The organism is Lacibacter luteus (assembly GCF_004118265.1).
In the GTDB taxonomy this organism is placed as follows: Bacteria; Bacteroidota; Bacteroidia; order Chitinophagales; family Chitinophagaceae; genus Lacibacter; species Lacibacter luteus.
On the sequence record NZ_SDHW01000002.1, the window covers coordinates 354,895 to 370,090 of the forward strand.

The 15,196-nt window shown below is 40.9% G+C and carries 13 protein-coding genes; 7 read left to right on the forward strand and 6 right to left on the reverse strand.

Translation table 11 applies throughout. The annotated features are described in order from the left end of the window. Positions 1–36 precede the first annotated feature (36 nt). Positions 37–870: a CvfB family protein gene (locus ESA94_RS09205; RefSeq protein ID WP_129130592.1), complete on the reverse strand. Its 834-nt coding sequence runs from the start codon at positions 868–870 to the stop codon at positions 37–39. A gap of 208 nt (positions 871–1,078) precedes the next feature. Between ESA94_RS09205 and ESA94_RS21405 the strand changes: the two genes are divergently transcribed. Next, positions 1,079–1,240, forward strand: coding sequence for a hypothetical protein (locus tag ESA94_RS21405; RefSeq protein ID WP_158637397.1), 162 nt, complete (start codon positions 1,079–1,081; stop codon positions 1,238–1,240). A gap of 77 nt (positions 1,241–1,317) precedes the next feature. On the opposite strand, the gene ESA94_RS09210 is transcribed toward ESA94_RS21405, so the two are convergent. The 4 genes from ESA94_RS09210 to ESA94_RS09225 all read right to left on the reverse strand — a co-directional run bounded on the left by ESA94_RS09210 (position 1,318) and on the right by ESA94_RS09225 (position 8,648). Then, positions 1,318–2,985 (reverse strand): DUF6531 domain-containing protein, encoded by a 1,668-nt coding sequence (locus tag ESA94_RS09210; RefSeq protein WP_129130593.1) that lies wholly within the window; start codon positions 2,983–2,985, stop codon positions 1,318–1,320. Between the two features lies 1 nt (position 2,986). After that, positions 2,987–6,046 carry a tetratricopeptide repeat protein gene (locus tag ESA94_RS09215; protein WP_129130594.1) on the reverse strand — a complete coding sequence of 1,020 codons (3,060 nt, stop codon included), beginning with the start codon at positions 6,044–6,046 and terminating at the stop codon, positions 2,987–2,989. A 136-nt stretch (positions 6,047–6,182) separates the two neighbouring features. Next, positions 6,183–7,055, reverse strand: coding sequence for a cupin-like domain-containing protein (locus ESA94_RS09220; RefSeq protein ID WP_129130595.1), 873 nt, complete (start codon positions 7,053–7,055; stop codon positions 6,183–6,185). Positions 7,056–7,247: 192 nt separating this feature from the next. Further along, positions 7,248–8,648 carry a UDP-N-acetylmuramate--L-alanine ligase gene (locus ESA94_RS09225; RefSeq protein WP_129130596.1) on the reverse strand — a complete coding sequence of 467 codons (1,401 nt, stop codon included), beginning with the start codon at positions 8,646–8,648 and terminating at the stop codon, positions 7,248–7,250. A gap of 75 nt (positions 8,649–8,723) precedes the next feature. Between ESA94_RS09225 and ESA94_RS09230 the strand changes: the two genes are divergently transcribed. The 5 genes from ESA94_RS09230 (at position 8,724) to ESA94_RS09250 (ending at position 12,597) form a co-directional block, all read left to right on the forward strand. Beyond that, complete coding sequence (locus tag ESA94_RS09230; protein ID WP_129130597.1) at positions 8,724–9,728, forward strand: fumarylacetoacetate hydrolase family protein; 1,005 nt, start codon at positions 8,724–8,726, stop codon at positions 9,726–9,728. A gap of 51 nt (positions 9,729–9,779) precedes the next feature. Then, positions 9,780–10,169 carry a GxxExxY protein gene (locus ESA94_RS09235; protein ID WP_129130598.1) on the forward strand — a complete coding sequence of 130 codons (390 nt, stop codon included), beginning with the start codon at positions 9,780–9,782 and terminating at the stop codon, positions 10,167–10,169. A gap of 79 nt (positions 10,170–10,248) precedes the next feature. Further along, on the forward strand, positions 10,249–11,103 hold the full coding sequence (locus tag ESA94_RS09240; RefSeq protein ID WP_240671020.1) for a flavin reductase family protein: 855 nt from the start codon (positions 10,249–10,251) through the stop codon (positions 11,101–11,103). A 189-nt stretch (positions 11,104–11,292) separates the two neighbouring features. Beyond that, positions 11,293–11,745, forward strand: a complete 453-nt coding sequence (locus tag ESA94_RS09245) for a hypothetical protein (RefSeq protein ID WP_129130600.1) — start codon at positions 11,293–11,295, stop codon at positions 11,743–11,745. A 66-nt stretch (positions 11,746–11,811) separates the two neighbouring features. Next, complete coding sequence (locus ESA94_RS09250; protein WP_129130601.1) at positions 11,812–12,597, forward strand: sterol desaturase family protein; 786 nt, start codon at positions 11,812–11,814, stop codon at positions 12,595–12,597. 203 nt (positions 12,598–12,800) lie between these two features. Here ESA94_RS09250 and ESA94_RS09255 read toward each other — a convergent pair whose 3' ends face one another. Continuing rightward, positions 12,801–13,532, reverse strand: a complete 732-nt coding sequence (locus ESA94_RS09255) for a DUF4197 domain-containing protein (RefSeq protein ID WP_129130602.1) — start codon at positions 13,530–13,532, stop codon at positions 12,801–12,803. A gap of 139 nt (positions 13,533–13,671) precedes the next feature. Here ESA94_RS09255 and lysS point away from each other — a divergent pair, with 139 nt between their 5' ends. Next, entirely contained in the window at positions 13,672–15,192 is a 1,521-nt protein-coding gene (lysS, locus tag ESA94_RS09260; RefSeq protein WP_129130603.1) for a lysine--tRNA ligase, read from the forward strand. The last annotated feature ends 4 nt before the right edge of the window (positions 15,193–15,196 follow it).

Genomic DNA, 15,196 nt, shown 5'->3' on the forward strand with positions numbered 1-15,196 from the left:
TGATCCATTAACAGCAGCTTGTAATGAGTGAAAGCATCAGGCTTCAACAGCTTTTATTCCTGTTTGTGTAAGCTCGATCTTTTTCTCTTTGTACAATTTGCCAACTGTCATCTTAAATGCTTTCTTGCTCATGCCAAAAAAATCATAGATGGCTTCAGGATCACTTTTATCATGATAAGGAAGATAGCCATTGTTCTCTTCCAGCAAACGCAGGATCTTTTGTGCTTCATCTTCCACACGCTTGTAACCTTGTTTGCCTAAAGCCACATCGATCTTACCATCTTCACGAATGGTTTTGATATATCCGCTCACCTGGTCGCCGATATTGAGCGGTTGAAACACTTCGTTGAAATATAAAAGCCCGATGTGTTTTTTGTTGATGATAACCGACCAGCCCAATTCTGTCTGGCGGTAGATGATGAGTTCAACTTCGTCTTTTTCTTTAACCGTCAGCTCCTCATTAGTCAACAAATGTTCAATGTATTGCGAAGCAACTGTTCGGCCGGTCTGTTCATCGATGTACACATGTACCAGGTATTCGCCACCTAAACGCATGGGCGAAATCTGTTTGCTTTTGGGTACAAAAAGATCTTTCATTAAGCCCCAGTCTAAAAAAGCACCATGGCTGCTTGTACCAACTACTTTCATTAAAGTAATATCGCCCACTACAGCCGTTGGATGTTGCGTAGTAGCGATCAACCTGTCTTCACCATCATGGTAAACAAACACTGTTAACTCATCACCGGCTCTTGTACCACGTGGTACAAAACGTTTGGGTAAAAGAATGCCTTCTGCACCATCATCCATGTAAGCACCTGCATCTTTCATGCGCTTTACGATAAGCCGATTGTATTGACCAACATTTACCATGAGTACGAAGATAAGCTAAGAGAAGAAGATGTCTGATTCAGGATGGAGGATTTATGATTTGTTACGGGTTACAAGTTGCCGGTTTCTTGTTCCTCGTGTCTTGAACCCTGTATCTAGCTTCTTATCCACTTCGTTGCAAGAGAAAAAGAATCGGTATATTCACAGTTCTGTTAAACACAGGAACATTTCATCATTAAAATTTATTGCTATGTCGCTGTTCAATACCGGAAAAAACAAAAAGGATAAAAAGAAAAACGCACCTGCAGGTAACAAATCAATGTTTATTGCCCCGAAAGGTGGTGGTAAGGCCAATACAAAAACGGCAAGCAGCGCCGGCAAACATGTAGGTGGCGCTCAGCGTGGAGCTTAACAACACTCATTAATAATAAGGCCCTTCAGATTCTAAACCTGAAGGGCTTTTTTATGCAAGCTGTATAAATACGATGATCAGTAATCGAACAGAATACCCGTTTGAGCAATATATTTTTCAAGCCTGTTATAAGCTGCTTCAATAACATCTGCAGTTGCTTTTCCTTTTTTTGATTCTTTACGCAGCAATGCTCCTTCCTTATCGTACACAAATAACAACTCACCTGTTCCGGTTGACGTAACAGTTGACAACTGATCGAATGAATCGTATTTATAAATCAATTCAGTTTGCCCTTGTTTGATGCGTGTAACTTTCTGGCTGGCTGAATAAGTAATTGTGGTTGTAACGGTATCTTCCTGCATCCTTACCGGATTGCCACTGCTGTTATACGTTATCTTTTTTTCTTTTGTGCTGTTGGTGCGTTTGTCGGTTGTAAGCATACGACTGGCTTTGTTCCATGCGGTATCGATCTCAGCCTTTACCAATATTGTATCATTTTCATAGGTAACAGGAATACAATTGCTGTTGTAAGTGTAAAGATGTTTCATATTCGCCTTTAAAACATGATCGGGCATTTCGCATTGTTCATTGTTCAACTCTTCAAATAATTCACTGTTCTTTTTATAAATGAAGTGATAGATATAAGAACTGCCATCCGGTTTATCCCTGATCTCGTATTCGTAATAAGCACTGTCAGCTTTTACACTTCCTTTTGGTAATGAAAGAACCAGTGTTGCATAATGATTGTCGTTTACATTTCCTTCTGCATCAAAAAAAGTTTTGTATTCGTACATACTTACATTTCCATTTGGCTCTGTAACTTTTTTGCAGAAGAAAGTAGTGGTTTCATATTCAATAAGCATGCTGGCGCCGTTTGTATAATGAATACCCGTCATGTTAAAAGATGAATCGTAACTATGGCGATAGGTATTGTTGGCAATGTCTTTTGTTTTAACAAGCGCCAAACCTTCGTACCAATAAAATGAAGTTCCCTGTCTGCTTTTAATGCTTATAACCCTGCCATCTTTATTTGTAGTGAAAGTAAAAATGTTGCCGCCTTTGTCTTTTAGTTGGGCAATACGGTTTGCAGCATTGTAACTGATGCTGTAAACAAGTCGACCATCGGCTTTATATCGACCGATAAACAAACCCCTGTTGTTGAACAGATCGTAACTGCCATCATCGTTTGTGCGTTTGAAACCAGCAGTTGTTTTTGTGAGTTGCTGGTAGCCAAGATCCTGGCTTTCCCATTTTGAATATTCAGTAATTACAGGTGGTTTCAACAAACCTTCATCTGTATAAAATAACCATTTGCGGAAACGTGCTTCCAGGTTGTTTCGCATTTCCCTGCGAAATTGGTTAATGGCAGCAGGATTGTTTTCAATGTCTTCGTTTTGCAATGCTGCTTTCACCAATTGATTGATGCATTGCGTAATGAGTGCTTCATTTGTTTCAGCCGGAGAGAACTGGTTGGGCGAACCTGCGCCAAATTCTTTAATGAGTACATGACCATCACCGATCATGTACAGTCTTGTTTCGATTTCTGAACCCCATCCAATACCAAACAAACCTTTTTCACTCGACTTGGAATTATAGGTACGCATGATCTCCATACCGTTGAAGCGTGCAAGATCATGATCGGTATATGAAATATAAAAATTCCCGTTTTTAATGTTAACGCCTGCCGTTGCTGATACTGTTATAAAAAACAGCAAGGCAGTTAAAACCTGTTTTGTACGAATCATGTTATGGTAATTGTTTCAACTGTTGTAATAATTGAATAGTTGTTTTACTGTATTGCCTGCTCCAGTTGTTTGTATTTTGCCAGTTCGGATTGTTTTTATTTTCTTTCGTCAACCATTCCGCTGCTTTTTCTTTTTGCCCTGCCGCAAACAAAGAAGCAGCAAGCCCGAGATAAGAAGGGTTGCTAGTTTGCGTAAGTGATGCTTCAAACAACTTCGCTGCTTCTGAATAGTTACCTTCATCAATTTTACAGCAACCGAGCAATTGCATAAAACGGTAACGATAACCTGCTGTAAGATCCTGTTGTGTCAATAGTTGTTCCAGCAACGGAATTGCTTTTTTGTATTCCCCGTTGATATAATACAACGATGCTGTTTTGAAGTAGAGATCACTTTGACTTGCAGGAATAAAAGTAGTTGCAAGCGAAAGCAATGAAAGTGCTTCTGCCTGTTTTTGATCGAGCAGAAGATTATCGGCTTTATCAATCAATACAAGCGAAATATCTTTTATCGAAAACAATAGCGGATCGTTATCGTGTGCTTTCTTGAAATAACGAACAGCGTTTGCAAAATCATTTATTTCAAGCGATGTATAGGCAAGATTACCGTAGGCATTTGCATAACTGCTGTCGGCAGTCAATGCTTTAGCATATTGCAAGGCTGCTTCTGTAAAGTTGCCGTTTGCATAATGAAAATTGCCAAGCAGGTTGTAGAGATCTGGATTCTGACCGAAATAATTTTGTGCCTGTTGCAAAATAGCTAATGCACTGTCGGGCTTATTCAGTTTCAGCCATGATTCATGCATCCATTCATAGTTCTCCCAATACCATGGGCTAACGGCTAGTCCTTTTTTATACCAACTGATGGCTTGTTTATAGTTCTTCGTTAACTGAAAATATCTTCCATAGTAAGCATATGCTGAAGGTTTGTCTTCGTTGATGCGAATACTTTCTTTAAACAAACGGATTGCTTCAGCCGTATCTTTCAATTGTGCTTTGCCCCATGCTTTTCCTGCATATGCCCAGGTGTAATAGGGATTGTTGCTGATGGCTGCCTGGTATAAACTGTCGGCCAGTTTCCATTCCTGCAGCAATGGTCCTTCACGATAATAATCGGCCAACTCTGTAAGCCCTTCAGCAAAATAAGGTTCACGATTAACAGACTGTATCAACAGGTCGTTGGTTTGTTTTGCATTGATCTTTTTATACAACTCTGCAAGATGATGATACGCATACACCATGTTACTGTCGGCATGAATGGCTTTGGTAAAAAATGTTTCTGCTTTTTTAATATTTCCCCGGTCTTTAAAAACCAAACCAAGATTACTGTATTCTGTAGCAGCATCAACCGAATCAATTTTAATAGAATAATTATAGAGCTGCTCTGCTTCGTTGTAACGCTTCAGATCGTAATAAACATTTGCTAGATTGTTATAAGGCCAGCTGAATGCCGGTGCAAGTTTGATCACTTCTTTAAACACAGCAATCGCTTCGTTAACTCTGTTCTGGCTCCGCAGGGCATTACCCAAACTACTTCGTGGATAGGTCCATGTTGGAATAAGTTCAATCGCCTGCCTGTAATATTTTTCAGCCAGCGGAAAATTATCCTGGTATTCTGCAACAAGTCCTAATGCATGCAACACAAATGCAGCATCCTGTTCTGCTGCCAATGCTTCCTGCAATAATTTTTTTGCAACAGGGTACATTTTGTAATTCTTCCCACGCAGGTAAGAGTACGATTCAAGATAGCGGGCATAGATGTAATAGATCTTGTGTTCATAATCTGATTTGTCCAGCACAGACAACAGCAGTTTACTTTTTTCAGCCGCTGCCATAAAATATGAAGCAGATGGCTGATTGTTATTACCTAACAATACAGTGTTCACTGCCTGTTGTGGATCAATTGATAGCTGTTGTACAAGTTTCAGTTTAATGAAGCGCAACCAATCGGCAGGAAACGATTTTTGTTTTACAAACGAAGTATAAAATGTAATTGCTTCTTTATGCTGTTCGTTTTTTAGAGCGCTATTTAACTTGTTCAGCAAGTCTTGTTGTGCTGTGGTTAATGTTGTTAAACCTGCGTTGGGTTCAACAACAATTGATCTTGCTGTTGTGTTCGATTCTTTAATTTCCTGCATTGCATTTAACCGAAGACTATCGAATGCAATCAGTTTCATTGCAGGAGATACCGTCATTACTACTTTACCTCCCGATGATGCACCAATGTTTGGTTCCTGTAATTCTTTCGATTCCTGGAATACGTTGTTGTACACATACATATTCAGTTCGTTCACATTTATTTTATTGTTGAGCGGACTGTTATCGGCAGCGCCCATCATTCCATGCACGAGATAAAAAGTGAAATAACCATGTCCGATCAACTCACTTTCAAAAGAGCGTTGATTGGCGCCACAGCTTAAATAACGAATGGTGTTGCGGAAAGAAGTAAGAGCAGATTCACTTAACAGGTTTGCACCTTCTTCATTAACTGTTTGACCACTGTGGCAGGCATCCAACACAATACTTACCTGTATACTACTTTGCGAAAGTTTTGAAACAACATCGTTCAGATCTTTAAAACTGAGTGTGCCCTGTGCACCGGTGTAAGCCCGTTCAATGTTTACATCGCTGCAAAGAAGATAGCCAATATAGCCACCTGCATTGGCAGTGTCTTTTGATTTTTGAATATCACCATGACCGGAAAAGTAAAAGATCACTTCATCGCCCGGTTTCATTTTTTTGGTTAGTAAAGAACGGATGGCAGCGTTCACTGCAGCACTATTGGCTTTTTTATTGAGCAGCAGCTGTAGATTTTCTTTGCTCACTGTTTTTGTTTCAAGTAAGAAGCGGGCAAACAAAGCTGCATCCTTATCTGCAACATTCAGTTGTAAGCGTGGCGCATCGTAATCGGAAACGCCTACTATAATTGCATGGGTTGTTTTTGCTCCTCCTGCCGCAGCCACTTCTTCTTCGGAAGAGCCCTTTGCATTTTGTTGAGCAAAGAGATGCTGTGTTGTGGCTGAGAAAAGGGCGAGGACGGTAAATAGATAGATGCGGCGGTACATGGTGTTTAAAAATAAAACATATCTGTTTATGTGCCGATACCCATTAAGAGGTATTTCTCCCTTATTCAAAACGAGGCAGTCTGTTAAAATAAAAAAAGGTTGTCGAGTGACAACCTTTTACTAAAAACATGTATAATTATTTTATACGCTGCATTGCTTTGTCTGCACGTTTAAACGCCAGTTGCTTTTTATAATTGAACCATTTCTGTCCACGTATCTTGAACATAATGTCATCGAACTTGCGTTGCAGACTTACATTCCATAAACCGGTTAAGATAGTACCAACACTTGCACCGATAGTACGAACAGATAAACCAAAACCTCCTTCTGCATATTCAATATGATGCCAGTAACCGCTTGGCATATACAAGGTATCGCCATATTCGAGATAGCCTGTAACACCTTTTGCATATTGCATGGCAGGATAGGTTTCAAAGTCGGGCTTATCAATATCAACCAAACCATGCACATTGAATGGAAGACGGTACAGAAAATCGCTTTGATCGGGAGGGAACAATACCACACGACGTTTACCTGCAAACTGTGTGAGGAACACATTGCTCATATCAATATCCATGTGCATACGGGTCACCGAATTCTTTGGACCAAAAAACATGAATGGAATTTTGATATAACGACCGGTGATCTTTGGATAGCCAAAATCTTTCAACAGTTCGGGTTTGTGTTTAAACACGGGGAATAAGAACAAACGCAGATCGGTTGGTTCTTTTTCGATGAGATCAAGATATTCGTTGAACTTCATTTCCGCATGCGCCACGCTCAATGTTTCGCTGGGGTTTGCTTTCTTGGTGCTGAACAGTTTCACTTTAATATCGCCCATGGATTGTTTGAAATAATCCATTGTCCACTTTTCGTAAGCAGGATATTGTTTCCACAAACCACGCAGGATAACCGGCTTCTGTGGCTTCAAATATTTTTCTGTAAACTCTTTACGTGTAATGGTTGTGCCATCCACAATAGGAATCGGCGTATCGATATTCATCTTCATGTTTGCCTTTTTTACAATACTCAGTTGTAAGCGGCACAAATTTAGGCCAATTCGGCCAACAGCGTTTCAACTGAAGCTGATATTGGTCAGATGCAACGAAATTTTAAGAAGAATAAAGAAAATCCAAGAAGAAGGCACAAGCCTCAAGGAACAAGAGAAATCCAAAATCGTACATCCGAAATCAGACATCATCTAAAGTTTCTCCCATACCTGTTTTGCAAACTGTTCCAAAGAAGGGTCACGTGCACCCATGAGCAGCAGTACACAGTCTTCGGTAAAGTGAGGCTGTAATGCTTCAACAAGATCGTTCCTGTTCTCAACAAAAAATGCATTTGCTCCTTTTGCTTTGAGATCGGTAATAAGGTCGTTAGAGGAAATATCTTTTACAGCCGTACCACCGGCATAAAAAATTTCACTCATCCAGATTTCATCCTGCGGACGAAGCGCCTTGCTGATCTCTTCCACAAAATCTGTTCGCAGAAATTTTGTTGGTCCGTAACCATGTGGCTGAAACCAAGCGATTACTTTTTTCGCCAATGGCTGACAAGCTTCAATACTTGCAGCACATTTTGCAGGGTTGTGTGCATAATCATCGATGAGCCATACATTGTTCTTTTGCCCGATGATCTGGTGGCGACGATAAATGCCTTCGTATGTTTTCAACGCTTCGGCTGCAGTGCTTAACGGAACACCGATAAGATTGGCAACGGTTGCTGCGGCGAGGGCGTTTTCCATATTGTGTCTACCTACGGAGTGAATGGTGAATGGTGAGTGGTGAATGGAGGTTCCGCTGTTTGTAATGTCAAATGAAATGGTAAACCCTTCCTGATTAAAGTTACTTGCATGAAAAGCCGCATCATCATCTGCATCAACAGAAAAATTATGTGCAGGATTGGCTGATAATTTCTTTGCCAGTGCATGCGATTGATTCACCACAAAAAACTGTGTGGTATTCTTTTTAAACTGATCGAATACATCCATCAGTACATCAATTTCTTTATGGTCTTTATCAATGTTAAGCAGCAAACCAACTTCTGGTGTGTAGTTCACAATGCTGCCGTCGCTTTCATCAGCTTCTATCACCAGCCAATCACCACTGCCCACTTTTGCATTGCCGATCTTTCCTTCTTTAATAATGCTTGTTAAGCCAGCACCACTGATGATGCTGGGCTGTAAACCTGCATGTTGCAGAATATCGAACAACATTGCACTGGTGGTGCTTTTACCACTGGTGCCGCCAACAGCAATGGTCTTTTTACTTCTTGCAATAGCCGCCAGCAACTCTGCACGTTTGATGATAGGAATGTTAAGCTGTTTGGCTTTGATCACTTCTTCAACAGTATCTTCCACCGCAGTTGATACAACTACCAGGTCTGTTTCATTGGTAATACCTTCTCCGTTCTGCAAAAAACAAAGGATGCCTTCTGCTTCCAGTTTTTCTTTTGTTTCGTTGGGTTCGTTGGGATGAAAATAACGGTCGCTCCCGCTTACTTCTTTACCAACCCCTTTTAAGTATTGCGCAATAGCGCTCATACCCGTGCCGGCCACACCAATGAAAAAAACATTTTTGAAATCGTTGATAGAAGTAATCATAGAAAGCAAATGTAATTGAAACATTAAAGTGAAACGAGATTCTCTACCTTTGGCCTTCTTCAAAAATTGACTTGCATGAAATTGATCTCCTACTTAAAAGACGAACACGAACAATTAGCTGTTTTGCACAATGGACTTGTGTACGATATGGATAGCCTGCATCCCGATCTTCCTACCAGTATGAATATGTTTTTGCAATACTGGGATGAATATATTGAAATGGCGAAAGCAAGTTTCAAAGCCATACAGGAAGGACGCTTAACAGCTGGCTACGTGCAAAAGATCGAAGAAGTACAATTGCTGGCACCTGTTACTATGCCACCGAGTTGCAGAGATGGTTATGCCTTTCGTCAGCATGTGGAAGCTGCAAGAAGAAACCGTAAGGTGGATATGATCGCCGAGTTTGATCAATACCCCATTTTTTATTTTACCAATCATCACAGCATACAAGGTCCGGGTGATGTGCGTTGTATGCCCGATCATTTTGAAAAGCTAGACTTTGAATTAGAGGTGGCCATTGTGATCTGCAAACATGGACGTAATATCCGTGCAGAAGAGGCTGATCAATACATTGCCGGCTTGATGATCATGAACGATTTGAGTGCACGACGTTTACAGATGGAAGAGATGTTGCTGAATCTTGGTCCGGCGAAAGGAAAAGATTTCTCCACAGCCATTGGTCCGTGGTTGGTAACATTGGATGAGTTGCAAGAGTTTGTTGTACCTGCAAAAGAAAACCATGTCGGTCTCAACTGGAACTTAACTATGAAATGTTGGGTCAATGGTGTGCAGGTGAGTGCTGGTAATGTAGCACAAATGGATTGGACTTTTGCAGAGATCATTGAACGTGCAAGCTATGGTGTTGATCTTTATCCCGGTGATGTGATCGGTAGTGGTACAGTTGGCACGGGCTGTTTCTTAGAACTCAACGGCACCGGCAAACTCAACGATCCAAATTATACTGAACAATGGTTGCAGGAAGATGATGTAGTAGAAATGGAAATTGATGGCTTGGGACGATTGAGTAATACAATGGTGAGAGAGGAAGATGATTTTTCGATTTTAGCGAAGAAGAAGTAAGCCAACCGCAGAGAAGAGAGAAAAGAAGCTAACGCAGAGAAAATTTAAACTATGCATACCAAAGAACACCTTAACAATCTGGGAGCTGTTATACTCGATGCTGCTATTACAGTTCATAGGGAACTTGGTCCGGGATTGTTGGAAAGCGCCTATGAACTTGCACTTGCGAGAGAGTTAATTTTAAGAGGAGTAAATGTGAAAGCACAAATTCCCGTTGAATTAATGTATAAGGATATTTCTTTGGGAAAAGCATATGTAATGGATATGTTAGTTGAAGATGAAATAGTGGTTGAGATCAAGTCGGTTGAAGTAATGAACCCTGTTTATACAGCTCAATTGATCACCTATTTGAAACTCGCCAATAAAAAACTTGGTTACCTTATTAACTTTAATGTACCGCTGTTGAAGGATGGATTTAAGAGAATTGTGCATGGATTTTAACTCTGCGCATTCTTTGCTTCTCATTTCTCTGCGGTTGGAAAATACGAATATGATTATTGATCTCTCACAACTAACTCCCATGCAAAAACAACAATGGCTGCAACATGCTATTGCGCCTCGTCCTGTTTGTTTTGCATCAACTATTGATAAAGAAGGAAATGTAAACCTGAGTCCTTTCAGTTTTTTTAATTTGTTTTCATCTAATCCGCCGGTAGTTGTTTTTTCGCCTGCACGCAGGGTAAGAGATAATACTACCAAACATACTTTGCAGAATGTATTGGAAGTGCCGGAAGTGGTCATCAACATCGTGGATTATGATATGGTGCAGCAGGTGAGCCTTGCAAGCTGTGAATTTCCAAAAGAGGTGAATGAATTTATAAAAGCTGGATTTACAGAGGAAGCTGCAACGCTGGTGAAACCACCAATGGTAAAAGAAAGCAAGGTGAAGATGGAGTGCAAAGTGCTTGAAGTAAAACCATTGGGCAGCGAAGGTGGCGCAGGCAATCTTGTTATTTGTGAAGTGCTGCGTATGCATGTTGACGAAAATATTCTCAACGCAGAGTCAACCATGATCGACCAACGCAAGCTGCATCATATTGCACGCCTCGGCGGCGATTGGTATTGCAAGGTTGATGAACATAGTCTGTTTCATGTTGCCAAACCCAATACCCAGCTTGGTATTGGTATTGATGCATTGCCCGAAACCATCCGCAACAGCAATATCTTAACAGGCAACAATCTTGGTCAATTAGCCAATGTGCATGAATACCCGGCTGTTGATGCAACATTCGAAGACGAGCAACTCAAAAATATCATCCAGTATTTTTCCATCAACCCCGATGAAATGGATAAGGAGCTGCACAAATATGCAAAAGAGTTGCTCGACGCAGGAAAAGTAAATGAAGCATGGCAGGTGCTACTTGCCGACAGCTAATTGCACAAAGCAATTGTGTTACTGTTTCTGTTTTGAGCTTTCTGCAAAAACTGCAAAGCTTTGTTTTCCGATTCGCAAACAACAATTAGGAGCTGTCATAAACCCATAATAGCTTAGAGGTACATTATAAGGCTTATGTATCTCCGACTCCTTTTATTCATTTTCGTTTTTCTGAACAGTTCTTCCTCAATGGGCTTATCTGTTTTGCAGGACACAACAATTCCATTAGGCCGGCAGGTAAAGGTAATTACGATGGAGGGGAAATACATTGATGGTCATTTGCAATATGCAACAGCCGATTCACTCTATATATCTCCGGGAACACGGAAGGATGCAAAAAGAGGTGTGTTTTATCAACAACTTATCGTTTCCTATAAAAACGTCGCTTCCGTCAGAATGAAAGACAACAGCTTTTGGCCTGAACTGCTGTTGGGTTTAATTGGTATCGCAGGCCTTGTATTAATGATAACCAGTGCTGTTCCTGTTTTTGGTAACGGACTTGGCGACGGGAACTTTATTATTCTTTTGTCGCCTTTGTTTCTTGGCTCAGCTATCTGGAAAATGCTGAAGAAAAAAAGCTATTTCATTAACGGGCAGAAAAATTTATACGATCGTTTTCGCTCCAGAATAAATAAAAGATAGTTTTACAGGAGTTGTTAATTCTTTCAAAACAAAGCTTGCTTTTAATTTCATCAATTAATTTTAAGCATGCCCCACGCCGTTCAAACCTGGTTTTCTTATTTCTTCATTATCGGATCGAGGTATCTCATCATTGCAGGAGTTGCGTTCCTTTTCTGGTATGTGCTGTTGCGTAAACGCATATTCTTTAAAAAAATTCAGCTGCGTTTCCCATCAGGAAAAGATTACCAACGGGAAATATTCTTTTCACTTTTTACAATGTTCCTGTTTTCATTTGTGGCCTGGTTCTTTTTGGGTCGGCAGGAAATAAGACAACACACTACTTTTTACAAAGCCATCAACCAGAATGGACAATTGTATTTCTGGCTGGCCTTTCCATTGATGTTACTGATACACGATACTTATTTCTATTGGATTCACCGGCTCATGCATCATCCCAAACTGTTTCGTGTACTTCATCTTATTCATCACAAGAGTACCAACCCATCACCGTGGGCTGCTTTTGCATTTCATCCATTGGAAGGAGTGTTGGAAGTAGGAATTTTAGTTGTACTGCTTTACACGATTCCCGTTACTAAGTTTCATCTCCTGTTCTTCTTTTTGTTCCAGATGTTTTACAATGTATATGGTCATTTGGGTTGGGAGTTGTTCCCGAAAAATTTTCAACGTACCTGGATCGGCAGGTGGATCAACACTTCCACAACACACAATCAGCATCACCAATACTTCACCGGTAATTATGGCTTATACTTTTTGTTCTGGGATAGAATGATGGGTACCATGCGTGAAGATTATGAAGCAAAGTATGATGAAGTGAAGGGGAGAACGAAGAGTTTAAAGGAGGAGAAGAAGTAAAAGAGGATTGTTCGCTTCGCTCACACTAATTTTTCACACAGAGTTCACGGAGAACACAGAGAAAAAAACAAATCACATGCATTATCTGTGTTAATCCGTGCAATCCCCGCCTGAATGACGACAGTCGGGCAGGTGTGAGCAACAGCAATAAAAAAAGGCTGCACCAAGTACAGCCCTCTTTTTATCTTTTTCAAACTCTTAGTTTACTTCCACACAGCACCAAACACCTTCTTCATAATTTCTGTAGTACGTTTCACCGGGTTTTCACGAATCTCCAGTTCTTCTTTTGCGATCTGATCGAACAAGGCATCAACCGCTTTACCTACAACATATGCTGTAAGATCGGGATTGAGTTTATTACGGGTGGTAGGCAACCTGTTATAACCATTCACCAAATCACCATAATATTTTGTTGCTTCCACTTTATCCAATGAGTTTTTAACAGCAGGTGAAAAGGCTGCGATCAATTGCTCTGTTGTTTTTTGACGGAAGTAATTTGTAGCACCATCTTTTGGTCCTTTAATAATGTTGATGGCATCGGTAATGGTCATCTGCTTAATGGCATTCACAAAAATGGGTGTAGCAAAACCTACTGCATCTTCTGCACCACGGTTGATCTGCAGAATGGCTTTGTCGACAGTATTACCCAACCCGATATTGCGTAACGTACGCTCAACTTTCTGCACTTCGGGCGGCAGTAAAATTTTATAGAAATCGCTGCCGAAGAAAGCATCGGTCTTGTTGAGATTAGCTACTGCACGGGTTAAACCCTGGCCCAATGCGTCTTTTATACCCTGACCAGCCTCAGCTTCTGTAACCCCTGTTGAGCCGGGTATGCTGCCTGGTAACTGACTTAATACTTCGCAAGAACTTAAAAGGAATGCCGAAAGGGCAAGAGAGAGGAACATTTTTTTCATCTGTTCGATTGTTTTCATTAATAAACGGTTTTTCAATGCAAAACGTTGCATAATTTATGCCGAAGATACTTGCTTTGCCCGTTTGCTCTTCTTACGGTAATTTTGCGGGCTGTTAAAATGAAGCCAAGAAACGCAGGCTTCCTATCAACCAATCGTTATGAGTACACATTTGAGCGAACAGGAACTTATCCGCAGAGAGAAATTAGCTGAGTTAAATAAACTGGGAATTGATGCATACCCTGCACCATTATACCCGGTTACGCATTATTCAACCGCCATCAAGGCCGGCTTTAATGAAGACACAAAGGAAGAATACAAAGATGTTTGTATTGCAGGCCGTGTTATGAGCGTGCGTGATATGGGGAAGGCTTGCTTCGCTGTGTTGCAGGATAGTCATGGTCGCTTGCAGGTGTATGTACGCAGAGATGATATTTGCCCCGGCGAAGACAAAACATTGTACGATGTGGTGTTTAAAAAGTTATTGGACATTGGCGACATTATTGGTGTGAAGGGTTATGTGTTCACCACCAAAACAGGCGAAACAAGTCTGCATGTAAAAGAACTCACCGTTCTTACAAAATCGTTGAAGCCATTACCGGTTGTGAAGGAAGCAGAAGGCCAAACTTTTGATGCGGTTACTGATCCTGAGTTCAAATACCGTCAGCGTTATGCCGATCTTATTATTAATCCGCAAGTGAAGGACACGTTTGTAAAACGCACTATCCTTATCAATACCATTCGTGAATATTTGAACGAGCATGGGGCACTTGAAGTAGATACGCCGGTGTTGCAAACCATTCCTGGTGGTGCAGCTGCCCGTCCGTTCAGCACACATCACAACGCATTGGATGTACCCATGTACATGCGTATTGCAAACGAATTGTATTTAAAACGTTTGATCGTTGGTGGTTTCGATTGGGTGTATGAATTCAGTCGCAATTTCCGTAACGAAGGGATGGACCGCACTCACAATCCTGAGTTTACCGTGTTGGAATGGTACACAGCGTACAAAGATTATTTCTGGATGATGAATGTAACGGAGAATCTGCTGGAGCGTATTGCCATTGCATTGCATGGCACAACCGATGTACAGGTGGGTGATAAAACCATCAGCTTTAAAGCGCCGTTCAAACGCCTTTCTATTTTCGATGCTATTAAAGAAAACACAGGCATTGATGTGAGTGAAATGGATGAAGAAGGCTTACGCACTGTTTGCAAACAACTCAATATACATGTGGATGCTTCAATGGGTAAAGGCAAACTGATCGATGAATTGTTTGGTGAAACAAGTGAAGCAAAATGTATTCAGCCAACATTCATTATTGATTACCCGATTGAAATGAGTCCGCTTACCAAGAAGCACCGCAGCAAAGAAGGATTGGTGGAGCGTTTTGAATTAATGGTAAATGGTAAGGAAGTAGCGAATGCATATAGTGAGTTGAACGATCCTATCGATCAGCGTGAGCGTTTCGAAGACCAGGTAAAACTGAAAGAACGTGGTGATGATGAAGCGATGTTCATTGATTATGATTTCCTCCGTGCGTTGGAATATGGTATGCCGCCAACAAGTGGTATTGGTATCGGTATCGATCGTTTGGTGATGTTGATGACGAACCAACCTTCTATCCAGGATGTGTTATTATTCCCGATGATGAGACCGGAGAAAACGGTTGAATAGTTTA